Raw genomic sequence first — 25,531 nt, forward strand, 5'->3', positions numbered from 1 at the left:
TTAACCAAGTATGCCCTTTGATTTTACTGGCCTGGTAAAAATGGCATTCAGCGCCAGACAGAGTAACCCGGCCCCCACCGGCAATAAAAAATCATAGTTGAGCAATCTGTAAAGTCCTATACCGGCAATCCCTCCAGCCAGAAACGAGAGCAATGTCAGGCAATGCAGCCTCAACCGGCTCAGCCAGGTCGGCGCATCTTTTGGTGAAGCTTTGCGCCGCAGCACCTCAAACAGCATCGCCAGCTCGATTCCGATATCGGTCGCCGTACCGGAGACATGAGTGGTGCGAACGCGGGCATTGGAGATCCGCGTTACCACCGCATTCTGCAGCCCCATCAAAAAACTCAGACTCAGGATCAACACGACACCGGGCGACAGCGGCGGAAAGTGTTTCTCGATTACGCCCAGCGTAATCAGTGCGATGCCCTCAATCAGGATAACGAAGGCATAGATAGTACGGATATTTCTGCGGTGCCCGGCATTAATCATCAGCGTTGAAAACATTGAGCCCGCAATAAACAGCAGGACGACAGACAGAAAAAACAGGCCTGGCCCCAGATTCGCTTTTGCCAGATGATCGGACAGCAGCGAGATATTTCCGGTCATGTTAGCTGAAAAGAAACCGACAATCTCAAAGGCGGCGGTATTCAGCGCGCCTGCGGCAGCGGCAAGCGTGCAGGCCAGTCGGGTATCGGCGCTGATGCTGCGGGCACTTTCTGTGCTGATTAGCATGAAAACCCCGTATTCAGTGGAAAACCGTATAATCCGCTCATTCTGCCGCCGTCACAAGGCGCTGAATCAAACATGCTCTTCTCTGCCTGACGCTATTCATCACAGCATTCCGCGCTGCATAGACGCCGCGCGGAAGAAACCGATTAGCTGTTTGCCAGACGGAAGGTGGAAACCGACTGCGTCAGGTACTGCACCTGCTCCTCCAGCGAGGCTGACGCCGCCGCAGATTCCTGAACCAGCGCCGAGTTCTGCTGGGTGACGCTGTCCATCTCGGTGACCGCCTGTTCAATCTGACCGATGCCGCGACTCTGTTCATCAGACGCGGTAGAGATGTGCTCCATCAGCAGATTCACGCGGCTGACCGAAGAGATAATCGCGCTCATCGCTTCGCCCGTCCGGCTGACCTGATCGGAACCAGCGTGGATGATGGAGACAGATTCTGCAATCAGCCCCTCAATCTCTTTGGCTGCGGTAGCACTGCGCTGGGCCAGATTACGCACTTCCCCTGCGACTACCGCAAAGCCACGACCCTGCTCACCTGCACGGGCGGCTTCGACGGCCGCATTCAGCGCCAGAATGTTAGTCTGGAAAGCGATACTGTCGATAACGGTCGTGATCTCTTCAATCTTCTTCGAGCTGGCGTTAATCAGCGCCATCGATGTCACCACTTCCTGCGAGACTTTTTCGCCGCTTTCCGCATTTTTCACCGCTTCACTGGTCAGACGGCAGGCTTCAAAGACGTTTTCAGTGTTCTGTTTCACCGTTGCGCCCAGCTGCTCCATGCTGGCTGCGGTTTCCGTCAGCGCGGCGGCCTGCTGTTCGGTGCGCGAGGCGAGATCGATGTTACCCGCCGCAATTTCCTGCGAGGCGGTGGAGACTGAGCGGGTTGAATCTCGTACCTGCAGAATAATGGCGGTCAGCGCGCTGCGCATCTGCTCCAGCGAACCCATCAGCATCTGAATCTCACTGCGTGAACCCGGTTTCACTGGCACGGTGGCATCCAGAACGCCTGCCGCAATCAGCTTACAGTGTTCCTGCGCATCATTGATTGGCGAAAGCACATAGCGCTTCATGAAGATGTAAATGGCGATGATGATGCCGAAAAACAGCACGCCAAAGAGACCCAGCAGGGTAATACCCGAAGTGAAGTGACTCTGTGCGTCGTTGTTGAGCTTTTTGGCGTAGGTTTCGTGCTGGGCCAGTACACGGTCCAGAATAATTTCATACTGGCGGTCAAGACGAACCACGGTCGGGATCTGATTTTTAAAACGCACCTGATCGTGCGCCTCTGCTGCCTCAATTAACGGCTGCAACCCCTGCTGACGATAAGCCTGATAAGCCTGGCTATAGGCATCTGCCTCCGCCTCTTCGCCCGGCAGACGCGGCGCGTTCATGTAGGCCTGAAAGGCGGCATCCGCTTTTCCGGCCACGGTCCGCACGCTGTCCAGCGTGGCGGGATTGCTGGCGTCACTGCCCTCAATCTCCTTCATGTACTCCATCAGACGAACACGCAGCGTACGGCTGTGATTGATCGGGTCAATGACCGAAAGCACCACGCGGATCTCTTTGTTGACCGCGTTCAAAGATTGATTGCTCTGAATCAGCAGCCAGGTACTGATTGCCACGCTGGTAAGAAACAACGCCAGCAGGAAGGTGAAGATAATCAGGGAGGACTTTTTTAACGACATCGCGAAGTTCCGAAAATAAGGAGGATAAGTCGCTATATCGGCATAAAGATGCGGCCCATTAGGGCTGTGCTTTTTTTAGTTACAATAAGCGGAACGGCAGCGTTCAGTATATGTGCAGGGAAATGTGCTAACCGCCCGCGAGCGCCGGACGGTTAGCCTGGTCATCAAGCCTGAAGAGAGAGTCGTTACGCAACACCCAGCGCCATTTTCACTTCGTTAGCGATCTTCTCGACCTGAGGACCGTAAATTACCTGAATGTCATGGGCGCTGACGCGATTCACCCCGTTAGCACCAGTGCTCATAAGCGTCTGATCGACCACCTGATTCATCTCTTTGACCCTTACCCGCAAACGGGTAAAGCAGCAATCGACATCTTCAATATTGGCCTGCCCGCCCAGCCCGCTGATAATCACCTGCGTCCGCTCATCCGCCGTGACCTGTTGGGGTTTCTCCTCTTCAGACTCACGGCCCGGCGTCTCGACATGCATTCGCGTGATCACCAGACGGAATGCGTAGTAGTAGATCGGTGCGTAGATGACGCCCAGCGCCAGCGTCCACCACCAGTGGGTTTTCGCGCCGCCCAGCATGCCGAACACCACCAGATCGATAACACCACCCTGCACATTGCCGATCATCAGATGCAGCATCGACATCAGCATAAACGACAGGCCGGTCAGGAAAGCATGCAGCAGATAGAGCACCGGCGAGACAAAGATAAAGCAGAACTCCAGCGGCTCGGTAATCCCGGTGGTAAATGAGGTCAGTGCGCCCGCCATCACCAGCGCTTTAACACGCTGTTTATGTTCGGGCCGTGCGGTGTGGTAGATTGCCAGCGCCGCAGCGGGAAGACCAAACATCATCACCGGAATCTTGCCCTGTGCCAGAAACTGCGTGGCGGTGCGCAGCGTCTCATCGGGTATTGATCCCGGATGGGTCAGCGACGCATTGAAGATGTTCAGCGCACCGACCACCGTCTGACCATCAACTACCGCCAACCCGCCAATCGGTGTAAAGCGCACGGTTTCGTTAAGGATATGGTGCAGGCCGGTGGGGATCAGGATGCGCTCAAAGGCCCCCAGAAGAAATGCGCCGTACTGGCCGCTTTTTCCAATCATCTGGCCAATCCAGGCGATACCCTGCCCGATGGTGGGCCAGACCAGCGCCAGCAATACCCCAATCAGCGGCAGACAGACCACGGTCACGATCGGCACAAAACGCCGTCCGCCAAAAAAACTGATCGCGGTTGGCAGCTGCTGGGTATAGAAGCGATTATGCAGCGCCACCGTGATCAGACCGGCAATCACCCCGCCCAGCACGCTCATGTTGTAGGTAAAGACGCCCAGCATGTTGATATATTCCGCTGAGGTCATCATGGCCGTGGTCTGATCCAGACCCGCCTGCTGCAGCGCGGCCGGTGTAGTAGTGGCCGCCGTAATCCCTTTCGCCGCCAGCGTAGCGCTGATGCCGACATTCATCACGATGTAGCCAATCACCGCGGCAAAGGCGGCAGTGGGTTTTTCCGCTTTCGCCAGCCCGATGGCACTCGCCACAGCAAAGAAGACCGGCAGGTTGGCAAACAGCGCCCCGGCGACCTTGCGGATAAATCCAATGATTAACTGCGGCACCTGCATCTGCGCAAAGGCCTCGCCGGTCACCGCCGGGTTCTGCATCGCTGCCGCCAGCCCGAGGAAAATACCGGCGGCAGCGATGACCGAGATTGGCATCATCAACGCTTTGCCAAATGCATGGATCTGGCTGGTCAGCTGTTTCATGGAGTTGCGCCCTCTCTGAGTGTGAACAGCAAGTATTAGCCTGTTGTGGGGAGAACTCCCGTTATCAGCCGGTTAAAGGCGGGTAAAATCTGACCACCATCACAATTCTGGCCGATGCACGATAAACGCCAGCTATCGCACCATTAAGTCAATCAATTAGACAAGGTATGAGGATATCTGCAGACTTTGTTTCACCATCAGGCTATAACCTGATAACAAACACCAAACAATAATTCCTACTATAAAAAGCCTGCACTCAATATGAAATTTAAACGCCAAATCAAACCCTACCGCGCGGCTGCGGGCGGCTGGGGTTCACTGGAAGCCACCACGCGTTTCGTTCTTGACAGCAAAGCGGCCCTGAAAAATATGCGCAACCTGATGCGCATGAACAAAGCACGCGGTTTTGACTGTCCGGGCTGCGCCTGGGGTGATGACAATAAAAGTACCTTCAGCTTCTGCGAAAACGGGGCGAAAGCGGTGACCTGGGAAGCAACACGCCGCATGGTCGACAGCGACTTTTTCGCTAAGCACAGCGTGACAACCCTCTATACCCAGAGTGACTATTTCCTGGAATATCAGGGGCGTCTGACCCATCCACTGCGCTACAACGCGGAAACCGACCACTACGAGCCAATCAGCTGGGATGATGCCTTTGCGCTGATCGCGCAGCACATCAAGGCGATGGACCACCCGGACCAGATGGAGCTTTACACCTCGGGTCGCGCCAGCAATGAAGCCTCCTGGCTTTATCAGCTGTTTGGCCGCCTGATGGGCACCAATAACTTCCCTGACTGTTCCAATATGTGCCACGAGGCCAGCGGCACCGGGCTGAAGCGCAGCATTGGCGTCGGTAAAGGGACCATTCGCCTTGATGATTTCGACCACGCTGATGCCATTTTTGTCTTCGGGCAGAACCCTGGCACCAACCATCCGCGTATGCTGCACAGCCTGCGGCACGCTGCCGATCACGGCGCGAAAATCGTCACGTTTAATACCCTGCGCGAGCGCGGTCTGGAACGTTTTGCCGATCCGCAGAAACCGCTGGAAGTGGTGACCTCGAAAGCGGGCAACATCAGCTCCTCTTATTACCAGCCGAACCTGGGCGGTGATATGGCGGCGGTGCGCGGCATGGTGAAATCTCTGCTGGAAACCCATCGCGCGCGTCTGGCAGCCGGTGAAAGTGGCCTGTTTGATCAGACGTTTATCAATGCCAAAACCCACGGCATTGAGGCCTATCTCGACGCGGTGGATAACACCAGCTGGATGCAGATTGTGGCGCAGTCTGGCCTGACTCAGGCGCAGATCCGTGAAGCCGCGGCGATCTACCAGAGCGCTGATCGTGTGATCTGTACCTGGGCGATGGGCATTACCCAGCATAAGCATTCGGTTGATACGGTGCGCGAAATCACCAACCTGCAGCTGCTGTTTGGTCAGCTGGGTAAAAAAGGTGCAGGCCTCTGCCCGGTTCGCGGTCACAGTAATGTGCAGGGCAACCGTACCATGGGTATCGATGAGAAACCGGCTAAAGCCTTCCTGGATGCGCTGGGTAATCATTTTGGTTTCGAGCCACCGCGTGCGCCAGGCCATAACACCGTTGAAGCGCTGAACGCGATGCTGCGTGATGAAGTCAAAGTGCTGATCGCGCTGGGTGGTAACCTGGCTGCGGCTGCGCCCGATTCACCACGCACCGAAGAGGCGCTGTCACGCTGTGGTCTGACCGTGCATATCAGCACCAAACTGAACCGTAGTCATCTGGTGCCGGGTCATGAAGGGCTGATTCTGCCCACGCTGGGTCGCACCGAGCGCGATCTGCAGGCAACCGGTAATCAGTTTATTACCGTAGAAGACTCTTTCAGCATGGTCCACGCCTCTGAAGGTATCGGTATTCCGCTGGCGGAAACACAGCGTTCAGAGACTTCGATTGTTGCGGGTATCGCCCAGGCAGTGCTGGGTGATGCGAAAGTGAAATGGCGCGAGCTGGCGGGTGATTACAACCTGATCCGTGAGCACATTGCCGCGACGATTCCGGGTTTTGCCGACTTCAACGCCAAATGCGATATCCCGGGTGGGTTCTATCTGGGCAATGCAGCAGCGGAATTGCGCTTTAATACGCCAAGCCAGAAAGCGGAGTTCAACGCCTCGGCGCTGCCGACCTCGCTGTTCCCGACGCTGGATCAGGACGTGCCGTTCACGCTGCAGACGCTGCGTTCCCATGACCAGTACAACACCACTATTTACGGCCTTGATGATCGTTACCGTGGCGTGTTTGGCCAGCGTGAAGTGGTGTTCATCAACCCGGACGATATGGCAGACCTGGGCTTCACCGAAGGCCAGAATGTTGATATCGAGACGCTGTGGAATGATGGCATCACCCGTCGCGTCAGCGGCTTCAAACTGGTTCCCTACAATATTCCGCGCGGTAACCTGGCGGCATATTACCCGGAAACCAACCCGCTGGTGCCGCTGAACAGCTTTGGCGATGACAGCGGCACACCGACCTCTAAATCGGTGCCGGTAAAGCTGGAACTCTCTGAGTCACTGGCCGATCAGCGCATCGCCTGATAGCGCCTTCGCCACTCCCTGAAAAGCCGGTTCGTCCGGCTTTTTGCCTTGCCGCGCGGCGTCGATTCGCGTAAAACTGTCAGCCGCAATCAGCCAACGAAACGTAAAAATTATGTTCCAGGATAACCCGCTGCTCGCGCAGCTGAAAGAGAAGCTCCATTCGCAAACGCCTCGTGCTGAAGGCGTCGTTAAAGGCACCGAAAAAGGCTTCGGCTTTCTGGAAGTCGATGCGCAAAAAAGTTACTTCATTCCGCCACCGCAGATGAAGAAAGTAATGCATGGCGATCGTATCACCGCCGTGATCCACAGCGATAAAGATCGCGAAAGCGCTGAGCCGGAAACCCTGATTGAACCGTTCCTGAGCCGCTTTGTTGGCCGGGTCCAGAAGAAAGACGATCGCCTGTCGATTGTGCCGGATCATCCCCTGCTGAAAGATGCAATCCAGTGTCGCCCTGCACGCGATGTCAGCCATGCATTTGAAAATGGCGACTGGGCCGTGGCGGAAATGCGTCGCCATCCACTCAAGGGCGATCGCGGTTTTTATGCCGAACTTACCGATTTTATTGTCAAAGCTGATGATCACCTGGCACCGTGGTGGGTGACACTGTCGCGTCATAACCTTGAACGTGAAGCGCCTGACGTCAGCTTTGGCGAGATGCTGGATGAAAATCTGACGCGTGAAGATCTGACCGCGCTGGATTTCGTCACCATTGACAGCGCCAGTACCCAGGATATGGATGATGCGCTCTATGTGGAAGCGCAGGATGATGGCACGCTGCGTCTGACCATCGCTATCGCCGATCCGACTGCCTATGTGGCGGAAGGCAGTCAACTCGATAAGCTGGCGGCAGAGCGTGCGTTCACCAACTATCTGCCAGGCTTCAACATCCCGATGCTGCCGCGCGAACTCTCGGATGATGTCTGCTCGCTGCGTCCGAATGTGCGTCGTCCGGCGCTGGCCTGCCGCGTCACGGTGGCCGCCGATGGCACCTTAAGTGATGATGTGGCGTTTTTTGCGGCCTGGATTGAGTCCAAAGCCAAGCTGGCCTACGACGACGTCTCGGACTGGCTGGAAAACAGCGGCACCTGGCAGCCGGAGAGTGATGCGATTGCAGAACAGATTCGTCTGCTGCACCGTCTCTGCCTGGCGCGCAGCGAATGGCGTCAGACCCACGCGCTGGTGTTTAAAGATCGCCCGGACTACCGCTTCCTGCTGGGTGAAAAAGGCGAAGTGCTGGAGATCGTGGCTGAACCTCGCCGCATCGCTAACCGCATCGTTGAAGAGTCCATGATTCTGGCGAACGTCTGCGCGGCGAAAGTGCTGCGTGACCGTCTTGGTTTCGGCATTTATAACGTCCATGCCGGTTTCGATGCGACCAATGCTGAGCAGGCCGCCGCCGTGCTGGCCAATCACGGTATTACCGTGGATGCACAGGCGATCACCACGCTGGACGGTTTCCGCATGCTGCGTCGTGAGCTTGATGCCCAGCCAACCCAGTTCCTCGACAGCCGCATCCGTCGTTTCCAGACCTTCGCGGAGATCAGCACCGAGCCTGGCCCCCACTTTGGCCTGGGTCTGGAGGCATATGCTACCTGGACCTCACCGATTCGTAAGTTCGGCGACATGATCAACCATCGTCTGCTGAAGGCGATTATTCGCGGTGAGCAGATTGCCCGCCCGGATGATGCCGTAACGGTGACGATGAGTGAACGCCGCCGCCTGAACCGGATGGCGGAACGTGATGTTGGCGACTGGCTCTACGCCCGTTATCTGGCCCCGTTTGCGGGCACTGACCGTCGCTTCAGCGCTGAGATTATCGATGTGTCGCGTGGCGGTATGCGCGTTCGCCTGGTCGAGTTTGGTGCCGTCGCCTTTATCCCGGCCCCGTTCATTCATGCAGTGCGTGATGAGCTGCTCTTAAGCCAGGAAAATGGCAGCGTACAGATCAAAGGTGAACTGGTTTACCGCGTGACTGACGTGATTGATGTGACCATCGCCGAAGTCCGTATGGAAACCCGCAGCGTTGTGGCTCGTCCTGCCGTCTGAACACAGCGTGATTAAGCTTTAAATCTGGCGGGATAACTTCGGTTATCCCGCCTGTTCCTGCCTATTCTCGTTACGAAAACGTTAAATTTGTACCCCGCTTCACACTTCTCCACTGATTAACTTTCACTTACATTCCATTACATTAAGTTTAACTCGTTGTTTTCGATCGCTTTCCTCTCGGTCCCTACAAGGAGTTAGTCATGAAAAACGTCAAAACCAGCGTCATCTGGTTAGTGGTGGCGTTAATCGGCGCGGGCGCTTTCGCCATGCTGGCCCTCAGCCGCGGCGAACACGTCAACGCAGTCTGGCTGGTGATAGCCGCTGTCGCCTGTTACAGCATCGCGTATCGCTTCTACAGCCTGTTTATCGCCCGCAATATCTTCGAACTGGACGATCGCCGAATGACCCCCGCCGAGCGGCTGAGCGACGGACTCGATTATGTCCCGACCAATAAATGGGTGCTGTTTGGTCATCACTTCGCGGCTATTGCCGGTGCCGGTCCGCTGGTTGGCCCGATTCTGGCAGCGCAGATGGGCTTTCTGCCGGGGACCATCTGGATTCTGGTTGGTGTCATGCTGGCGGGCGCGGTACAGGATTTCCTGATCCTGTTTATCTCAACCCGCCGTGATGGCCGCTCGCTGGGCGAGATGGCGCGACAGGAGCTGGGGGCGTTTGCCGGTGTGGTGACAATGCTTGGCGCGCTGGGCGTGATGATCATTATCCTGTCGGCGCTGGCGCTGGTTGTCGTAAAGGCGCTGGCAAACAGTCCATGGGGCCTGTTTACCATTGCAGCCACCATTCCCATTGCGCTGTTTATGGGCGTTTACATGCGCTTTATCCGCCCCGGTAAAATCGCCGAAGTGTCACTGATTGGCTTTGTGCTGATGATGGCGGCAATTATTTATGGCGGCGACGTGGCACAGCATCCTTACTGGGGCCCCTTCTTTACCCTGAAAGGCACCTCGCTGACCTGGGTACTGGTGATTTACGGCTTTATTGCTTCGGTACTGCCGGTCTGGCTGCTGCTGGCACCCCGCGACTACCTTTCGACCTTTCTTAAAATCGGCGTGATTGTCGGGCTGGCGGTGGGCATTGTCTTTGCGATGCCTGAGATGAAAATGCCCGCGGTGACCAAATTTATCGACGGCACCGGCCCGGTCTTCTCCGGCGCGATGTTCCCGTTCCTGTTTATCACCATTGCCTGCGGCGCGATCTCCGGCTTCCATGCACTGGTCTCCAGCGGCACCACGCCGAAGCTGGTAGAGCGGGAAAGTCATATCCGCTTTATTGGCTATGGTGCAATGCTAATGGAGTCCTTTGTGGCGATCATGGCGCTGATTTGTGCCTCGGTGCTGGATCCTGGCGTCTACTTTGCCATGAACTCACCCGCTGCATTGATTGGCACCACCGTTGAAAGCGCTTCGCAGGTGATCAATGGCTGGGGCTTTGTCGTGACGCCCGAAATGCTGAGCGGTATTGCCCGTGATGTGGGAGAAGGCTCGATTCTCTCCCGCGCAGGCGGTGCGCCCACTTTCGCGGTCGGCATGGCCCACATCATTACTGAGATCTTTAACAGCCGGGCGATGATGGCGTTCTGGTATCACTTCGCCATTCTGTTCGAAGCGCTGTTCATCCTGACCGCGGTGGATGCGGGTACCCGCGCCTGCCGTTTTATGGTGCAGGATCTGGTGGGAACTGTGGTGCCTTCTCTGGCGAACAACCGATCCTGGCTGGGGAACATGGCGGGCACCACCGTCGCGGTCGCGGGCTGGGGCTTCTTTGTCTACCAGGGCGTGGTCGATCCACTGGGCGGCATTAACACCCTGTGGCCACTGTTCGGTATCGGCAACCAGATGCTGGCGTCGATGGCGCTGATTCTTGGCACCGTGGTGCTGTTCAAAATGAAAAAGCAGCGCTACGCCTGGGTGACGATTCTGCCTACCGTCTGGCTGTTTATCACTTCAATGACGGCGGGCTGGCAGAAAATTTTCCACGAAAAGCCCTCCATTGGCTTCCTGGCCCAGGCGAATAAGTTCCGCAAAGGGCTGGATGAAGGCGTGATCATTGCACCGGCAAAAAGCGTGGCGGATATGCAGACCATCGTGTTCAGCAATCAGATTAATGCGGCGCTGTGCGCTTTCTTTATGCTGGTGGCAGTCACGATGCTGGTCGCCGCGTTCTTTGTGATTCGTCGCGCGCTGAACAGTGCGGTGCCGACCACCAGCGAGACGTCTGTGACACTGCGTAACAAGGCGGTGCGTCATGTCTGATGCTATTCATCAGGGCCATCGTCCACAGGGTGAGTGGCAGATTATCCGTTGCCATCTGACCGCTTCGCCGATGCCGCAGGCATTCAGCTGGCGGAGATTGTGGCGCGGCCTGCAACAGTGCTTCCGCTTAATGGTCGGGGTCCAGGATTATCAAAAATATCTGCAGCATATGCGTCTTCATCATCCTGAGCAGCCGCCGATGAATGAGCGCGATTTCCACCGCTACTGCCTGGATGCCCGCTTTCCCAGCCAGGCGGGAAAACTGGGTAAATGTCCCTGCTGACCGCACGCTACAGCCCCGCTTTGCCGGGGCTTTTTTGTGCCATTCTTATCTGGATGGGAAAATATATTTGGTTTGCATCTTGTGCTGGCGTCAGATGATGAATACTGTTGCTAAAATAATGAGATAACGCCTGCAGAGCACTTCCCGGAGGAAGTTTCCATGACCGATGAACACGGGCAAACGTTGTTGTACACTCTTTTTGGTACAACCAGCCCTCATTGGCGTCTGACCGCGGACAGCGATGCATTGCATTTTGCCGAAGATGAGTCATCACAAACCAATATCGCCCTGCCGCTAACTCCCGGCCAGGCCGCAATGATCCGCGCGATGCCGGTCATCACCTCAAGCATTAATCTGACTATGACCCTTCAGGGCATTGACGTGCCAATGCATTTTGTCGGACGCAAAGTGAACCAGGCTTCATGGGCTGGCACCGCCTCTGCCTGGGGTGATACGTCTGCGGTTGCCCGGGATTTAACCCTGGGACTGTCATTCGCTGAACAGGTGGTTTCTGAAGCTAATTCGGTGATTGTGATCCTCGATCAGCGGGGCAATATCCAGCGTTTTAACCGCCTTAGTGAAGAATATACCGGCCTGAATGAGCACGAGGTTATTGGCCGTAACGTCTTTCAGCTTTTTATGACCAAACAGGAAGCCTCACAGTCACGACGCAACATTGCGGGCTTCTTCCGTGACGGTAACTCTTATGAGGTTGAGCGCTGGGTCAAAACCAAAAAAGGTCAGCGACTGTTTCTGTTTCGTAATAAGTTTGTTCACAGCGGCAGTGGCAAAAATGAAATTTTCCTCATCTGTTCTGGCACAGACATCACCGAGGAGCGACGCGCTCAGGAACGTCTGCGGGTGCTGGCAAACACCGATACAGTGACCGGTTTACCCAATCGCAACGCCATTCATCAACAGATTAGCCTGGCGCTGGAGCGATCCGAGGGTGATGAGACCGGCGTGGTTTATCTCGACCTCGATAATTTTAAAAAGGTGAACGACGCCTACGGTCATATGTTCGGCGATCAGTTACTGCAGGCCGTATCACTGGCCATCCTCAGCTGTCTGGGTAAAGATCAGACTCTGGGCCGTCTGGGTGGCGACGAATTTGTGGTGCTGGCTGAGCACACCAGCCAGGCGGCACTGGAAGCGATGTCTTCCCGTATTCTTGAGCGGCTGCGTCAGCCGTTCCGTATCGGGCTGATAGAAGTTTACAGCGGCTGTTCTATTGGCATCGCTTTCGCGCCGCTGCATGGCGACGATCGCGAGAGCCTGATTCGCAACGCAGACACCGCGATGTATCACGCCAAAGAGAACGGGCGCGGCAAGTTCTGCGTGTTTGCGGCTGAGATGAACCAACGGGTCTTTGAGTATCTGTGGCTGGATACTAACCTGCGCAAGGCGCTGGAACTGGATCATCTGCTGGTACACTACCAGCCAAAAATCGACAGCGATGGCCAGGTCCGCAGTGCTGAAGCCCTGGTGCGCTGGAACTCGCCAGAACGTGGTCTGGTCTCGCCTGCTGACTTTATTCCCTATGCTGAAGAGTCAGGGCTGATTGTGCCGCTGGGACGCTGGGTCATGCTCAACGTGCTGAAGCAGATTATCGCCTGGCGTGAGCAGGGCATGTTTCTGCGCGTCGCCGTCAACGTTTCTGCCCGTCAGTTGATTGATCAGAGCATCTACACTGACCTGAAACAGGCGCTGCATGAGGCTAATATCACCGACTGCCCCATCGATATTGAGCTGACCGAAAGCTGCCTGATTGAGAATGAAACGGAAGCGCTGAAGCTGATGAAGCAGTTTCAGGAACTGGGCGCACAGGTGCACCTGGATGACTTTGGCACCGGTTACTCCTCGCTTTCTCAGCTGGCACGCGTGCCAATCAATGCCATCAAACTCGACCAGAGCTTTATCCGCGATATTAACAAGCAGCCGGTTTCACAATCGCTGGTGCGTGCTATCGTCGCCGTCGCCAAGGCGCTCGATTTGCAGGTGATCGCTGAGGGTATTGAGACCCCGGATGAAGAGAAGTTTGTTCTCAAAAGTGGTGTCGATGGGCGTCAGGGTTACTATTACGCAAAACCAATGCCCGCGGAACAATTTGGGCATTGGCTGGCTAAGCATCCTGCCCGCGTTTAACGCTGGTTAAGATTAACCCGCTTTACGCAGTGATGCGCTGTGGCGGTTTTGTAACTGTACCAGGCGTTCCATGTAAGCAATGTCTTTGGGTTCGAGAGTGAAGGCATAATCAACCCAATCCTCAGTGATGTCCATCAGCTCAGCGCGTGACAGTTGCAGCACGCGCTGACGTGCTTTCAGCATCGCCCGTACGCCATTGAGTTTAGGCCGTAACGTATCGATAAAGGTGCGTGTGGCGCGGTAGCTGTCGCCAGGCTGGAAGACTTTATCCACCAGTCCGCGGGTCTCATACCACTCCGCACTATGGGACTCCCCTTCGCAGATTAACTCCTCTGCCAGCTTCATGCCGGAACGACGCGCCACCAGCGAATAGCCGCCCATGCCAGGAAACAGGTTAAAAGCGATTTCAGGGAAGCCCATCCGCGCGTTGTTCTGCGCCAGAATGAAGTGATGCGCCAGCGCCGCCTCAAATCCGCCACCCAGCGCACTGCCTTCAATCATCGCCAGCGTCACCGCGCCGGTATCGAAACCACGTGCTGCCGAATGGATACAATCCACACAGGCACGGGCATAGGCTCGTAGCGCCTCACGACGGTTATTGCGAATGCACTCGACGAAGAAGCGCAAATCGCCACCGGCGTTAAACATCTGCGGCACCAGTGAGCCGGTGACCCAGAAATCGATTGGCAGACCGGAGCGCTGAGCGGCATAGCTCAGGTTCATGATCTCCTCAATCAGTTCGTGGTTGAAGCTCGGACGGGGCTGAGCACGCAGCATCATCCACATGGTACGACGCCCTTCTTCGTAATAGGCGACTAACTGCGTGGTGTTGCCGACTTCGGTAAATAATCTGCACGTTGCTTGGTTAATAACTGTCATTGTCTCATCCTCTGTTTATATTTTGATGCGTTAAATACGCCACATCAGCGTAATGCAGAGTGAGGCCAGACCAAATGAGAGATTGATTTACAACACAAAATCCAGAGTGATCCCCGACTGGCGCGTCGGGGATTGATTAGGCGGGTTACTTAATAGCGGCACGCTGTCCGACGGCAACATGAAGACGCTTAAGACGTTTTGAATAGATGGCGGTGATGATGGGCACCAGCACAGAGGTCACAATCACGGAAGTGGCCACCAGCGCTGTGGCCGCCGGGGCAACCGCTTTAAACTGCGGCAGCATTTCGGCAATCAGCACCGGTGTTGCCACCGCCGCGCCTGCCGTACTGGATGCGGCCACGCCCGCCGTGCCATCTCCCCCACCAATCAGCCGATCGGCCAGAATAAGCGGGATACCGGTAATGATGATGACGGCTACGCCCAGCATGATGCCCAGAAGGCCGGTTTCCGCAATCACGCCCAGGTTAATGGTGTTACCCAGTGCAAAAGCGAAGAAGGGAATCAGCGTATGTACCGCTTTGCCGAAGAAGTCGCGCAACTCCGGATCAAGATTCCCTAATGCAAATCCCACCACAAACGGCAGGATCGCGCCGACAAACACGTGCGGCTCAAATGATGCGATACCGGCAGTGCCCAGTATCACCATGGTCATTAATGGCCCGGACTCCAGTGACATCAGCACAAAGGCGCCCGCTTCCTCTTTGGAACCGTACTGTTGCATGATGGAGGCATAAAGACCGCCATTGGTCATATCCATCGCGGCAACCAGCGCCAGCGTCGATAAGCCGGCAAACATCCCCACTTCTACGCCATTTTCCGGCATCACCCGCGAGGCGATTGCGGCCACTACCCATGCCACGGCAATTTTGGTGAGCACCAGCGTGCCGGATTTACGTAGTACCGTTCCGGTGGCGCTGAGCTTTATCGACGCCCCCATGCAGAAGAACCAGACGGCCAGAATGGGCACGGTGCCGGTCATCAGACCGTTGGTGAAAGAACCGAAATATTTCCCGGCCCCCGGCGAGAACGTATGGCAGAGTGCGCCGATAAACAGCGGAATGAGCATCATGCCGCCCGGAATTTTATCTATTGCCCGTTTGATGTGCATATACATGTCACCTTTGCTATGCCAGAGGGTGCCCGGAGGCGATGCAGGCAAAGTAGTGACTTGAAGTAATCAAAACAGTGATCAATCCGATAAAATGAAACGCTGTTTTATTTATATTGATAAGTTGTTTTTATAATTATGATGGGGATCGCCATACCAGTCTCAAAAGAGACTAAAAAAACGGGACGCTATTGCGTCCCGCCTGTTATTTTTGCCCGTACCAGGCATTCTCGCCATGCTTTCGCAGATAGTGCAGGTCAAGCAGCGTCTGGTTAATCGGCGGCAGGTCTGGTGTCAGCTGCTGGCTGAACAGGCCCATATAGGCCACCTCCTCCAGCACTACCGCGCTATGCACGGCCGCATGGGCGTCTTTGCCCCAGGCAAACGGGCCGTGTGAGTTGACCAGCACCCCAGGAATTGCCGAAGGTGACAATCCGCGCTGTGCAAAGGTTTCGATAATCACTTCACCCGTATTCCACTCGTACTCGTGCTGAATCTCTTCATTGCGCATTGCGCGGGTACAGGGGATCTCGCCATAGAAATCGTCAGCGTGAGTGGTTCCCCAGGCTGGGATCGGTCGTCCAGCCTGCGCCCAGATGGTCGCATGCCGCGAATGGGTATGGACAATGCCACCAACTTCCGGCCAGGCGAGATAGAGCGCGCGGTGCGTTGCCGTGTCTGATGAAGGGCGTTTATCCCCTTCCACTACCTCGCCTCTCGCCAGATCGACGACCACCATGTCGTCGCGCTTCATCACATCATAGCTTACGCCAGACGGTTTAATCACCAGCAAACCCTGTTCGCGATCAACCGCGCTGACATTGCCCCAGGTGAAGGTCACCAGGTTATATTTGGGTAAATCCAGATTCGCTTCCAGAACCTGCTGTTTAAGGTGTTCCAGCATGCCTTTTCTCCTGCTGACAATTGTCCCTGAATTTTGCGGAGTCAGACGCCAAAGGGTTATGGAGCAAATGGCTATAAACGCAGAAGGAATGGCTGTGAATCCAAAAATGTGTCGTGATTTAAGAATTTTCTATCTTCGGAATTTATCCAGAATGCTTAGAATCTTCTCAGGCAATGCGTGGACCTGTCGGGTCCGGCATTGTGCCTCACCCGCTACAAACAGTTTGTCCATGGTGTTCACATTTCGATGCCGTCACGGATGCGGCAATGATGCGACACAAGCGGGCTGAGGAAATATCGGAGCTATACTAAGAGTGTTGCCTCTGTGAGCACATCAAAGGAGAAGTGTATGACAACAACAATAAAACGAATCACTGCCGTTGTACTGGCGACCACGTTAGCTGTTGCACTGAGCGGCTGTTCTAACTGGTCTAAACGTGACCGCAACACCGCGATTGGCGCGGGCGCGGGCGCAATTGGTGGTTCAGTATTGACCAATGGTAGTGCACTCGGCACAGTCGGCGGTGCCGCTGTCGGTGGTATTATCGGTCATCAGGTCCACTAAGGACCTTATTAAAAGAATATTCGGCTACGCTAAGCATCTGCATGACAATCGGGCTACTCTGGTAGCCCGATTTTTTTTCAGCCGCCCGCCAGTTTGACCTTCATTCCTTTGGCTTCCAGCAGCGTTTTCAGCAAATCGCGTTTGTCGCCCTGAATCTCGATAACGCCCTCTTTTACCGAACCGCCACAGCCACACTTCTTTTTCAGTTCTGCCGCCAGCAGCGTCAGAGCCGCATCATCCAGGTCGACGCCGGTAATCAGGCAGACGCCTTTGCCCTTGCGTCCGCTGGTCTGACGCTGGATCCGCACAACACCATCCCCTTTTGGCCGCTCTGCTTTTGGCTCCGGCTGCATGATGCGCCCGCTGTCTGTTGAATAAACCAGTGGATTGTCATTTGCCATTATTGCGTCTCCAGACTGTCCAGGATCGCCTGCAGGGCAGCGGCGGGGTCGGCGGATTGCGTAATCGGACGCCCGATAACCATGTAATCTACCCCCGCCTGCTTCGCCTGCTGCGGTGTCATAATACGACGCTGATCGCCGGCATCGCTGCCTGCCGGACGAATTCCCGGCGTGACCAGCGCAAACTCCTTGCCCAACACCTGTTTGAAGCGAACCGCTTCATGTGCGGAACAGACCACACCATCCAGTCCGCACGACTGGGTCAGCTTCGCCAGTCGCTCTGCCTGTTCGGCAGGGGAAAGCGTAATGCCCAGCTCTCTGAGATCGTCTGCATCCATGCTGGTCAGCACGGTCACCGCAATCAACAGCGGCGCATCTTTACCGAAAGGAAGCAGCGCCTCACGCGCCGCGTTCATCATCCGCGCCCCGCCGCTGGCATGAACGTTGACCATCCAGACGCCAAGATCGGCAGCGGCAGCCACGGCATGCGCGGTGGTATTTGGAATATCGTGAAATTTAAGATCGAGGAACAGCTCAAAGCCGCGCTGCTGAAGAGTGTTAACCAGCGAGGGACCAAACAGCGTAAACATCTCTTTGCCCACTTTCAGGCGGCAACTGCGGGGATCGATCTGGTCGACGAAACGCAATGCGCTGTCGAGGTCATGATAATCCAGCGCTACCAGAATCGGCGAAGCGGTCACGTTGTGGGGTGAAGGCATGGCATTTCCTCTGCAGTAAGCACCCGCAGGCGCGATTGACAAACGGCAAGCATTCTACCTGCGGTGTCTGGCCATCACAATCGCCATTGCCCCTCTGCCTGGCAATAAGTGCACCTTTGCCAAATCCGGTTGATTGTCGTTCATATAGTATGTTGTAACTATTATGGGTGTTATTCATTTGACCATAACGGCCGCTTTACTGGCCGTCGAGACCGCGAATCGGCTTCACTGAAGACCAGGTCCGGCAGGATGGACAGTGCCAGTAAAGTGCATGCGCGGTAAAGCCACATTTCTGACAGCGATAGCGTGGCTTGGTGCGAATCTGCTCTCCCACCATGTCGCGCAGCACCATCAGACTCTCTTTGGCCCGGCCATCTTCTGCTTCACGCAGGTTTAAATCCATGAGGCGATGGAAAACACGCATCGTCGGATGGCGCTCAAGCTGACGACTGATGTAATGTTGTGCCGCTTCAGCGCCCTGCTGCTGCTCAAGGATGTCAGAAAGATAAAGTTCCGCTGCCGCGCCAGTGTTCTGTTCCACACAGCGCTGCAGAAAGTCTGCCCAGGCGTCAGGCTGATTGAGCTGCAGGAAACAGGTCTCCAGCATGCCCAGCGTTTCACTCACCAGCTCTTTATCCTGATCCAGCACGCGCTGCAGATGACCCACCGCTTTAGCGAAATCCTCTTTCTCCATCAGAATACGGCCCATCATAATAGAGATGCGTGCGCTGTTGCGATCGGCTGCCTCCCCTTTCTTCAGCAGGCTCATCGCTCGCTCCAGGTCGTCGCTGCTCATCGCCTGCAGTGCGAGTTCACAGTAAAAGTGAGCGATTTCGCCTTTCTGCTTCTCATTGCCGAGCTTAACCAGGCGCTCTGCGACTTCGATTGCCTGTTGCCAGTCACTGGTGGCCTGGTGAATCAGCAACAGCTGCTGCAGCGCGCCGATGCGAAAATCCGTTTCATCAGTAAGCTGCTTAAACATATCTTCTGCGCGGTCATATAAGCCCGCCGCCATATAGTCGCGACCCAACTGCTGAACGGCAAGCAGACGCTGCTCGTAGCTCAGGGAAGCACTTTCCATTAATGCCTGATGAATACGGATAGCGCGGTCAACTTCTCCGCGTGATCGGAAGAGGTTACCCAGCGTCAGATGTGCCTCAACCGTCCCGCTGTCCTCTTTTAGCATATCGAGGAACAGGTCAACGGCTTTGTCCTGCTGATTTGAGAGCAGGAAATTGACGCCCGCGACATATTCACGTGACAGCCGGTTGGCTTCCTGTTGCTTATCCTGATGCGCGCTGCGGCGGCCCATATACCAGCCATAGGCAGCCGCAACCGGCAGTAACAGAAACAGCAATTCATGCATTGAGGATTATTCCCGGCCAGCCGGAGAAGATGGCGTGGTCGCCAGGGCAGTGCTCTGCTCAATCTGCGTCTGCATACGCTTAATTTTCCGGTTGGCATTGGCCAGTGAAACACGGGTCCGTAACCAGAACAGCCCGCAGATGACCCAGCCAAGGACAAAACCTGCGCCAAACAGTGATGCCAGTAAGGTCGAGATGCTGAACTCACCCTGCGCCAGCAGATAGTTAAAAGTAATGACCTGATCGTTATGCGCGCCTAAGGTGACGGAAATGATAAAAATGACCAGTACCACTAAAAAAATCAGCAAATATTTCACAGTGCATCCTGTTGTGAGGTTATCAGGTAGAATTATGCCAAAACGGCGGCAAAAATGCTGCTCCCAGCAGCATCGGGCGAGTCGCTTTTGCGCAGGCCCGATTAATAATATGGGGTCTTAAGGGTGAATTACAATCAGGGCTCCCGCTGTGCCACCTCTTTTTGCTCTTCCGGTGGCAGCGTCAGCGGGCCACAGAAACGCTGTGCCAGCCATGTCGCCACGGTGACCAGCAACCAGGAGAGCACGGTAGCCATCGCCAGATCGCGTGGCCAGTGCATGCCCAGCAGCAGACGGCTTGCCATCACGCCCATCGCCCATAGAAAAATGACCACCACGGTTTTATAGTGTCGACGCGGCCAGAGCAGACCCAGTGCCAGCAGTGCCCAGCTGGCGGCAAACATGGTATGCCCTGACGGAAAAGCAAAGCCGGTTTCAAACGCCCAGTGTCGTTTCAGCCAGCCCGGAATCTGCGTCTCATCGGCAATCAATGACGTTACCATCTCACCACGCTGTTTTCGCTTCAGCTCGTAAAAAGTCTTCTCATCCAGCCCGTGATGCTGCTCCAGCCAGATCACATAGGGACGCGGCTCCTGAATCTGCTCTTTGATAAAGGATTTGGTGTATTGCCCCGCCAGAATGGTGGCGTTCATGATCAGCAGCAGCAATATGGCGGGCTTCAGGCGAAAGCGCAGGCACCAGAGCATCCAGGCACTCAGCAGCACGCTGGTGACAATACCCCACGGACTGGTGACGGTTTCCGTCATCCAGAAGAGACCTTTCAGCAGCGCATTGCTTTCACCTGGCTGCCAGCGCCAGCCAGTAAGCCAGACGGCAACCGGCATGATGAGCAGTAGCAGCATTCCAAAGGTGGTACGACGCGAAATCTTAAACATCTTCTTCCCTTATCCTGGCGTCAAATGACAACATTTGCATAACTTTAGCTTAAAAAAGAATAACATAACCGTTGCCGATTGGATAATTGTGCTTTATCACTGCAATTGGTCTCAGAGATTACCAGCCCGCTTCCGGGTTGTGGCACAATATTGCACGTTTGTCGGGCCACACTGGCCTGTGCGCTATCATGATGATAGTGCATCCTCTGAAGGTTCTGGAGAGTCACATGCAGCTTAAACGGGTGGCAGAAGCCAAACTGCCCACGCCATGGGGAGATTTCCTGATGGTTGGTTTTGAAGAATTGGCAACCGGACATGACCATGTTGCACTGGTCTTTGGCGATATTAATGACAACGAGCCGGTACTGGCGCGCGTTCACTCCGAATGCCTGACCGGCGATGCACTCTTCAGCCTGCGTTGCGACTGTGGTTTTCAGCTGGAAGCCGCGCTCAATGCCATCGCAGAAGAAGGGCGCGGCGTGCTGCTCTATCACCGTCAGGAAGGCCGTAACATTGGTCTGCTGAATAAGATCCGCGCCTATGCGTTGCAGGATAAAGGTTATGACACCGTAGAAGCGAACCATCAGCTTGGCTTTGCCGCCGATGAGCGCGACTTCACCCTGTGCGCAGATATGTTCAAACTGCTGGGCGTGAATGAAGTGCGCCTGCTGACCAACAATCCGCGCAAAGTGGAGATCCTCAGCGAAGCAGGAATCAACATCGTTGAACGTGTGCCGCTGGTCGTGGGACGTAATCCGAAGAATGCGCACTATCTGGATACAAAAGCGGAAAAGATGGGGCATCTGCTGCCGAAGTCATAGATAAGCTGAGCCTCACTGGCATCTGACCATTGAAGAAGCCTAATCTGAGAGAATCCTCAATCAATGGATTAGCTCAACGCGCAGGGTGCTCGGTCAGAAGAGGAAAGCGTCCCGCCGCCCGGAAAAAAACGCCGGGAGCGTTTTTGAACAACGCAACGCGTTGGCCCGTTTACGGGCGCATCTCATGGATGAGGTGCGTAATCGCGCAGGCCGAGCATGTCATGGACTGGCCTTAGCGTCTTTCCGATCTGACCGTGTTCCCTGTGCAGCCACGATATTAAAGCTTCTCATTAATGACTTTGTAAGCCACATAAAAAAGCCGGGTTTTCCCCGGCTTTTTTGTCAGTCCAGCATATTGCGGATAACATAGTGCAGGATGCCGTCATTGCGGTAATAGGTCAGCTCATTACCGGTATCGATGCGACAACGGGTGTCCAGCTCTTCTTTACTGCCGTCAGCACGGGTCAGCGTGACTTTCACGCTACAGCCTGGCGTGAGTGCCTGAAGATTTTCCACATCAATGCGCTCTTCACCGGTCAGCCCCAGGCTTTTACGCGTCACACCCTGCGGAAACTCCAGAGGCAGAATGCCCATCCCTATCAGGTTGGAGCGGTGAATACGCTCAAACGATTCGGCAATGACGACCCTAACTCCCTGCAAACGTGGCCCTTTAGCGGCCCAGTCGCGGCTGGAGCCGGACCCATACTCTTTACCCGCAATGACCGCCAGCGGCACGCCTTCCGCCTGGTATTTCATTGCAGCATCGTAGATAGCCAATTGTTCGCCACTCGGATAGTGTCGTGTGTAGCCGCCTTCTACGCCTGGCACCATCTCATTGCGGATACGGATATTGGCAAAGGTGCCGCGCATCATCACCTCATGGTTACCACGACGCGACCCATAGGAGTTAAAGTCGTTGCGCTCAACGCCGTGTGACAGCAGATAGCGTCCGGCGGGACTTTCCGCTTTAATGCTGCCCGCTGGCGAGATATGGTCCGTGGTGACAGAGTCGCCCAGCAGGGCGAGCACCCGCGCACCGCGAATATCCTGCACCGGCTTAGGCTCTTTCTCCATATCATCAAAGAACGGCGACAGACGGATGTATGTCGAGCCTTCATCCCAGTCGTACGTTGCCGCTTCACTGACCCTGATCGCCTGCCACTCTGGCGTGCCATCAAAGACTTCTGCGTATTCTTTGTGGAACATATCACTGGTGACCTGCTGCACGGCTGTAGCGATCTCTTCGGGCGACGGCCAGATATCTTTCAGGTAGACCGGCTGGCCCTGCTGATCCTTGCCCAGCGGCTCCGTCTGCAGGTTGATCTTCATATTACCCGCCAGCGCGTAAGCCACTACCAGCGGCGGTGAAGCCAGCCAGTTGGTTTTAATCAGCGGATGAATGCGGCCTTCAAAGTTGCGGTTGCCGGATAAAACGGCACCGACTGTGAGATCGCCTGCTTTGATCGCAGACTCAATCTCATCTTTCAGCGGGCCGGAGTTACCGATACAGGTGGTGCAGCCGTAGCCTACCAGGTTAAAGCCCAATTCGTCGAGATATGAGGTCAGCTGCGCGACGGCCAGATAATCGGAAACCACTTTAGAACCGGGTGCCAGAGAAGCTTTGACCCACGGCTGACGTTTCAGCCCACGCTCTACCGCTTTCTTCGCCAGTAAACCGGCCGCCATCAGCACACTAGGGTTAGAGGTGTTGGTACAGGAGGTAATCGCACTGATTACCACCGCGCCATCGGTCAGTGTGTGAGTCAGGCCGGTGTCGCTATCGGTATACTCAACATTTTTATGCGGTTTTTGCGCCTGGTTCACTTCCAGCTCGTTGCTGGCATCAAACGCAGCGGGCACATCGCCCAGCGACACCCTGTCCTGCGGACGTTTTGGTCCGGCCAGGCTTGACTCCACCTCGTTCATATCCAGTGCCAGGGTACTGGTGAAACGGGGCTCGTCGCCGGGATTGCGCCACAGACCCTGCGCTTTGGCATACGCTTCCACTAAGGCCACCTGATCGGCATCACGTCCGGTCAGCGTCATATAGCTCAGCGTGACGTCATCAACCGGGAAGAATCCGCAGGTCGCGCCATACTCCGGTGCCATGTTGGCAATGGTCGCACGGTCTGCCAGCGGCAGGTCGGCCAGGCCATCACCGTAAAACTCAACGAATTTGCCGACAACGCCATGCTTACGCAGCATCTGAGTGACGGTCAGAACGAGGTCGGTTGCGGTAATGCCTGCGCGCAGTTTGCCGGTAAGTTTGAAACCTACGACATCCGGGATCAGCATCGAGACAGGCTGACCCAGCATAGCTGCTTCAGCTTCGATGCCCCCTACTCCCCATCCCAGCACGCCAAGCGCGTTAATCATGGTGGTGTGTGAATCGGTACCGACCAGCGTGTCGGGCCAGGCATACTCTTCGCCATTGAGGGTTTCATGCCAGATCGCCTTGCCGAGATATTCCAGGTTCACCTGATGGCAAATGCCAGTCCCCGGCGGCACGACGCGGAATTTATCAAACGCTTTCTGACCCCAGCGAAGGAAAACGTAGCGCTCATGGTTGCGTTCCATCTCCAGCCTGACGTTCTCTTCAAAAGCGTCATCATCACCAAAGTGGTCCACGGTGACCGAGTGGTCGATAACCAGATCGACGGGCGACAGTGGATTCACTTTGGCGACATCGCCGCCCAGACGATTCACCGCTTCACGCATGGCCGCCAGGTCGACTACGGCCGGCACGCCGGTAAAATCCTGCATTAATACGCGGGCTGGCCGGTAGGCGATTTCGCGGTCGGCGTGAGCATCTTTCTGCCAGTCAACCAGCGCCTGGATGTCCTCTGTGGTGACAGAGTCGCCATCCTGCCAGCGCAGTAAGTTTTCCAGCAGAACTTTGAGAGATTTGGGCAGGCTATCGATGTTGCCGAGATGTTGAGCCGCACGGGGAAGACTGAAGATGTGATATTTGTTGGTGTCGACCTGCAGTATTTCCTGACTCAGCTCGCGTAGGGTAGACGACATAGCTCCTCCTTTTTCATTCATGGTCTTAAACCTTAGTGAGACAAAGGTTTATGTTAAAGATAGACCACAAATTCGTTAACGTTTTGATTACAACACAAATTGCTACAATCGCCGAAAACGAAAATGCCCCGTGAAAACACGAGGCATCAGAAAGAGGTGATTTAATTCAAATTACAGCGTTATCCACACCGCCGCAGACCAGAACGCAAAGGAGAAAGCATACGCGCTAAGCCAGGACATTTTAATAATATTCATTTGGTTCACTCCTTCGCCGGAATCGGGCGTAAAAGTTTTTGCGGTCGCCTGTCAATCGGCGACACCCTTTGGTCTTACAGGATGTGGAAAGGGGCATTTAAAAGCCCACCGGAAACACCGGTTATAAAAGAGCAGTGACGAATAGATGGTCTTACAACGTTATTTGTTTTTAGGGTCCAGAAACGACTCAATAAAAAGTCGCTGATTATCACTCAAGTCCCATGACTCGGGGATAGACACTTTTTCGTCCTTTGCAAGGGCTTCTTTTCCTTTGCAGGATACTGGCTTGTGCTGACCCGTGGTCAAAGAACGCTTATGACTGAGTGTATGTGCCCACATGGCTTTAGCCCCAGATACGCCAAATCATTAACGCTACAACCACCCAGAACAGCGCAGAGGCAGCGAATACGGTTAACCAGGCATTGCGACGGGTATTGCCAGTACGCTCAACCTTGGTGCTTTTTGCCGGGAAACCCGGTTGTACAGTCAGTCGTGTATTCATAGTTTTTGATAATCACTCTCAACAAAATGATTGATAACATCGATTAAGATTTAGGAGGAATCCTAAACGCGTTAAGGCCAAAAATCCAGTTATTTTTATTGAGTAAAACGATTAACGGTATTAATCAATAGGCTTCGGTAACGTAAGAAATCATTAACTCCTGAACGAATATTTAATTAAACAGACAACTAATAAATTTGAGTTAATTTAAAAACAGATCCACTTAAAACTAAAGGCGAATCTAAAGAACCTTATGT

General features: G+C 55.0%; 21 protein-coding genes. 7 read left to right on the forward strand and 14 right to left on the reverse strand.

Annotated features, from left to right (window positions below):
- The 3 genes from F3I20_RS05675 to F3I20_RS05685 all read right to left on the reverse strand — a co-directional run bounded on the left by F3I20_RS05675 (window position 1) and on the right by F3I20_RS05685 (window position 4,192).
- Window positions 1-732 carry a YoaK family protein gene (locus F3I20_RS05675; protein ID WP_150037089.1) on the reverse strand — a complete coding sequence of 244 codons (732 nt, stop codon included), beginning with the start codon at window positions 730-732 and terminating at the stop codon, window positions 1-3.
- A gap of 143 nt (window positions 733-875) precedes the next feature.
- On the reverse strand, window positions 876-2,420 hold the full coding sequence (locus F3I20_RS05680; protein WP_150010286.1) for a methyl-accepting chemotaxis protein: 1,545 nt from the start codon (window positions 2,418-2,420) through the stop codon (window positions 876-878).
- Between the two features lie 185 nt (window positions 2,421-2,605).
- Entirely contained in the window at window positions 2,606-4,192 is a 1,587-nt protein-coding gene (locus F3I20_RS05685) for a PTS transporter subunit EIIC (RefSeq protein ID WP_150010288.1), read from the reverse strand.
- A gap of 261 nt (window positions 4,193-4,453) precedes the next feature.
- On the opposite strand from F3I20_RS05685, the gene F3I20_RS05690 reads away from it, so the two are divergent.
- The 5 genes from F3I20_RS05690 (at window position 4,454) to pdeR (ending at window position 13,502) form a co-directional block, all read left to right on the forward strand.
- Entirely contained in the window at window positions 4,454-6,757 is a 2,304-nt protein-coding gene (locus F3I20_RS05690) for an FdhF/YdeP family oxidoreductase (RefSeq protein ID WP_150010290.1), read from the forward strand.
- 112 nt (window positions 6,758-6,869) lie between these two features.
- A complete protein-coding gene (locus F3I20_RS05695; RefSeq protein WP_150010292.1) occupies window positions 6,870-8,804 on the forward strand; it encodes an exoribonuclease II in 1,935 nt (644 codons plus the stop codon).
- Between the two features lie 200 nt (window positions 8,805-9,004).
- A complete protein-coding gene (locus F3I20_RS05700; protein WP_150037088.1) occupies window positions 9,005-11,074 on the forward strand; it encodes a carbon starvation CstA family protein in 2,070 nt (689 codons plus the stop codon).
- Window positions 11,067-11,357 carry a YbdD/YjiX family protein gene (locus F3I20_RS05705; protein ID WP_150010296.1) on the forward strand — a complete coding sequence of 97 codons (291 nt, stop codon included), beginning with the start codon at window positions 11,067-11,069 and terminating at the stop codon, window positions 11,355-11,357. Before F3I20_RS05700 ends, F3I20_RS05705 begins: the two co-directional genes overlap by 8 nt.
- A gap of 159 nt (window positions 11,358-11,516) precedes the next feature.
- A complete protein-coding gene (gene pdeR / locus F3I20_RS05710) occupies window positions 11,517-13,502 on the forward strand; it encodes a cyclic di-GMP phosphodiesterase (RefSeq protein WP_150010298.1) in 1,986 nt (661 codons plus the stop codon).
- Between the two features lie 12 nt (window positions 13,503-13,514).
- On the opposite strand, the gene F3I20_RS05715 is transcribed toward pdeR, so the two are convergent.
- The 3 genes from F3I20_RS05715 to araD all read right to left on the reverse strand — a co-directional run bounded on the left by F3I20_RS05715 (window position 13,515) and on the right by araD (window position 16,414).
- On the reverse strand, window positions 13,515-14,381 hold the full coding sequence (locus F3I20_RS05715) for a crotonase/enoyl-CoA hydratase family protein (protein ID WP_150010300.1): 867 nt from the start codon (window positions 14,379-14,381) through the stop codon (window positions 13,515-13,517).
- 145 nt (window positions 14,382-14,526) lie between these two features.
- On the reverse strand, window positions 14,527-15,510 hold the full coding sequence (gene kdgT, locus F3I20_RS05720; protein WP_150037087.1) for a 2-keto-3-deoxygluconate transporter: 984 nt from the start codon (window positions 15,508-15,510) through the stop codon (window positions 14,527-14,529).
- A 205-nt stretch (window positions 15,511-15,715) separates the two neighbouring features.
- Window positions 15,716-16,414 (reverse strand): L-ribulose-5-phosphate 4-epimerase, encoded by a 699-nt coding sequence (gene araD / locus F3I20_RS05725; protein WP_150037086.1) that lies wholly within the window; start codon window positions 16,412-16,414, stop codon window positions 15,716-15,718.
- A 348-nt stretch (window positions 16,415-16,762) separates the two neighbouring features.
- On the opposite strand from araD, the gene osmB reads away from it, so the two are divergent.
- Window positions 16,763-16,978 (forward strand): osmotically-inducible lipoprotein OsmB, encoded by a 216-nt coding sequence (osmB, locus tag F3I20_RS05735; RefSeq protein WP_150037085.1) that lies wholly within the window; start codon window positions 16,763-16,765, stop codon window positions 16,976-16,978.
- Window positions 16,979-17,055: 77 nt separating this feature from the next.
- Here the strand turns inward: osmB and yciH are convergent, their stop codons facing one another.
- The 5 genes from yciH to pgpB all read right to left on the reverse strand — a co-directional run bounded on the left by yciH (window position 17,056) and on the right by pgpB (window position 20,672).
- On the reverse strand, window positions 17,056-17,379 hold the full coding sequence (yciH, locus tag F3I20_RS05740; RefSeq protein ID WP_150010306.1) for a stress response translation initiation inhibitor YciH: 324 nt from the start codon (window positions 17,377-17,379) through the stop codon (window positions 17,056-17,058).
- The gene (gene pyrF / locus F3I20_RS05745; protein ID WP_190285917.1) at window positions 17,379-18,098 is read right to left on the reverse strand and encodes an orotidine-5'-phosphate decarboxylase; all 720 of its coding nucleotides are present in this window, start codon (window positions 18,096-18,098) and stop codon (window positions 17,379-17,381) included. The genes yciH and pyrF overlap by 1 nt, the downstream gene beginning before the upstream one ends.
- 196 nt (window positions 18,099-18,294) lie before the next feature.
- Window positions 18,295-19,464, reverse strand: a complete 1,170-nt coding sequence (gene lapB, locus F3I20_RS05750) for a lipopolysaccharide assembly protein LapB (protein ID WP_150037084.1) — start codon at window positions 19,462-19,464, stop codon at window positions 18,295-18,297.
- Window positions 19,465-19,470: 6 nt separating this feature from the next.
- On the reverse strand, window positions 19,471-19,779 hold the full coding sequence (locus F3I20_RS05755) for a LapA family protein (protein WP_013358009.1): 309 nt from the start codon (window positions 19,777-19,779) through the stop codon (window positions 19,471-19,473).
- Window positions 19,780-19,913: 134 nt separating this feature from the next.
- Window positions 19,914-20,672: a phosphatidylglycerophosphatase B gene (gene pgpB / locus F3I20_RS05760; RefSeq protein ID WP_150037083.1), complete on the reverse strand. Its 759-nt coding sequence runs from the start codon at window positions 20,670-20,672 to the stop codon at window positions 19,914-19,916.
- 227 nt (window positions 20,673-20,899) lie between these two features.
- Here pgpB and ribA point away from each other — a divergent pair, with 227 nt between their 5' ends.
- A complete protein-coding gene (gene ribA, locus F3I20_RS05765) occupies window positions 20,900-21,493 on the forward strand; it encodes a GTP cyclohydrolase II (protein WP_033783243.1) in 594 nt (197 codons plus the stop codon).
- Between the two features lie 342 nt (window positions 21,494-21,835).
- Here ribA and acnA read toward each other — a convergent pair whose 3' ends face one another.
- The 3 genes from acnA to F3I20_RS05785 all read right to left on the reverse strand — a co-directional run bounded on the left by acnA (window position 21,836) and on the right by F3I20_RS05785 (window position 25,274).
- The gene (gene acnA, locus F3I20_RS05775; RefSeq protein WP_150010314.1) at window positions 21,836-24,517 is read right to left on the reverse strand and encodes an aconitate hydratase AcnA; all 2,682 of its coding nucleotides are present in this window, start codon (window positions 24,515-24,517) and stop codon (window positions 21,836-21,838) included.
- Window positions 24,518-24,931: 414 nt separating this feature from the next.
- Window positions 24,932-25,111 carry a YciX family protein gene (locus F3I20_RS24635; protein WP_135908596.1) on the reverse strand — a complete coding sequence of 60 codons (180 nt, stop codon included), beginning with the start codon at window positions 25,109-25,111 and terminating at the stop codon, window positions 24,932-24,934.
- A gap of 4 nt (window positions 25,112-25,115) precedes the next feature.
- Window positions 25,116-25,274: a YmiA family putative membrane protein gene (locus F3I20_RS05785; RefSeq protein ID WP_003853864.1), complete on the reverse strand. Its 159-nt coding sequence runs from the start codon at window positions 25,272-25,274 to the stop codon at window positions 25,116-25,118.
- Between the last annotated feature and the right edge of the window lie 257 nt (window positions 25,275-25,531).

The sequence above is a fragment of the Candidatus Pantoea gossypiicola genome (genome assembly GCF_008632075.1).
GTDB classification, from domain to species: domain Bacteria; phylum Pseudomonadota; class Gammaproteobacteria; order Enterobacterales; family Enterobacteriaceae; genus Pantoea; species Pantoea gossypiicola.

Coding starts and splice junctions, on each gene's coding strand:
- ribA (WP_033783243.1), top strand. CDS start 20,900: ATGCAGCTTAAACGGGTGGCAGAAGCCAAACTGCCCACGCCATGGGGA.
- F3I20_RS05705 (WP_150010296.1), top strand. CDS start 11,067: ATGTCTGATGCTATTCATCAGGGCCATCGTCCACAGGGTGAGTGGCAG.
- F3I20_RS05675 (WP_150037089.1), bottom strand. CDS start 732: ATGCTAATCAGCACAGAAAGTGCCCGCAGCATCAGCGCCGATACCCGA.
- F3I20_RS05785 (WP_003853864.1), bottom strand. CDS start 25,274: ATGAATACACGACTGACTGTACAACCGGGTTTCCCGGCAAAAAGCACC.
- pyrF (WP_190285917.1), bottom strand. CDS start 18,098: ATGCCTTCACCCCACAACGTGACCGCTTCGCCGATTCTGGTAGCGCTG.
- F3I20_RS05685 (WP_150010288.1), bottom strand. CDS start 4,192: ATGAAACAGCTGACCAGCCAGATCCATGCATTTGGCAAAGCGTTGATG.
- pdeR (WP_150010298.1), top strand. CDS start 11,517: ATGACCGATGAACACGGGCAAACGTTGTTGTACACTCTTTTTGGTACA.
- F3I20_RS05700 (WP_150037088.1), top strand. CDS start 9,005: ATGAAAAACGTCAAAACCAGCGTCATCTGGTTAGTGGTGGCGTTAATC.
- pgpB (WP_150037083.1), bottom strand. CDS start 20,672: ATGTTTAAGATTTCGCGTCGTACCACCTTTGGAATGCTGCTACTGCTC.
- osmB (WP_150037085.1), top strand. CDS start 16,763: ATGACAACAACAATAAAACGAATCACTGCCGTTGTACTGGCGACCACG.
- acnA (WP_150010314.1), bottom strand. CDS start 24,517: ATGTCGTCTACCCTACGCGAGCTGAGTCAGGAAATACTGCAGGTCGAC.
- F3I20_RS05695 (WP_150010292.1), top strand. CDS start 6,870: ATGTTCCAGGATAACCCGCTGCTCGCGCAGCTGAAAGAGAAGCTCCAT.
- lapB (WP_150037084.1), bottom strand. CDS start 19,464: ATGCATGAATTGCTGTTTCTGTTACTGCCGGTTGCGGCTGCCTATGGC.
- kdgT (WP_150037087.1), bottom strand. CDS start 15,510: ATGCACATCAAACGGGCAATAGATAAAATTCCGGGCGGCATGATGCTC.
- F3I20_RS24635 (WP_135908596.1), bottom strand. CDS start 25,111: ATGTGGGCACATACACTCAGTCATAAGCGTTCTTTGACCACGGGTCAG.
- F3I20_RS05690 (WP_150010290.1), top strand. CDS start 4,454: ATGAAATTTAAACGCCAAATCAAACCCTACCGCGCGGCTGCGGGCGGC.
- yciH (WP_150010306.1), bottom strand. CDS start 17,379: ATGGCAAATGACAATCCACTGGTTTATTCAACAGACAGCGGGCGCATC.
- F3I20_RS05680 (WP_150010286.1), bottom strand. CDS start 2,420: ATGTCGTTAAAAAAGTCCTCCCTGATTATCTTCACCTTCCTGCTGGCG.
- F3I20_RS05715 (WP_150010300.1), bottom strand. CDS start 14,381: ATGACAGTTATTAACCAAGCAACGTGCAGATTATTTACCGAAGTCGGC.
- araD (WP_150037086.1), bottom strand. CDS start 16,414: ATGCTGGAACACCTTAAACAGCAGGTTCTGGAAGCGAATCTGGATTTA.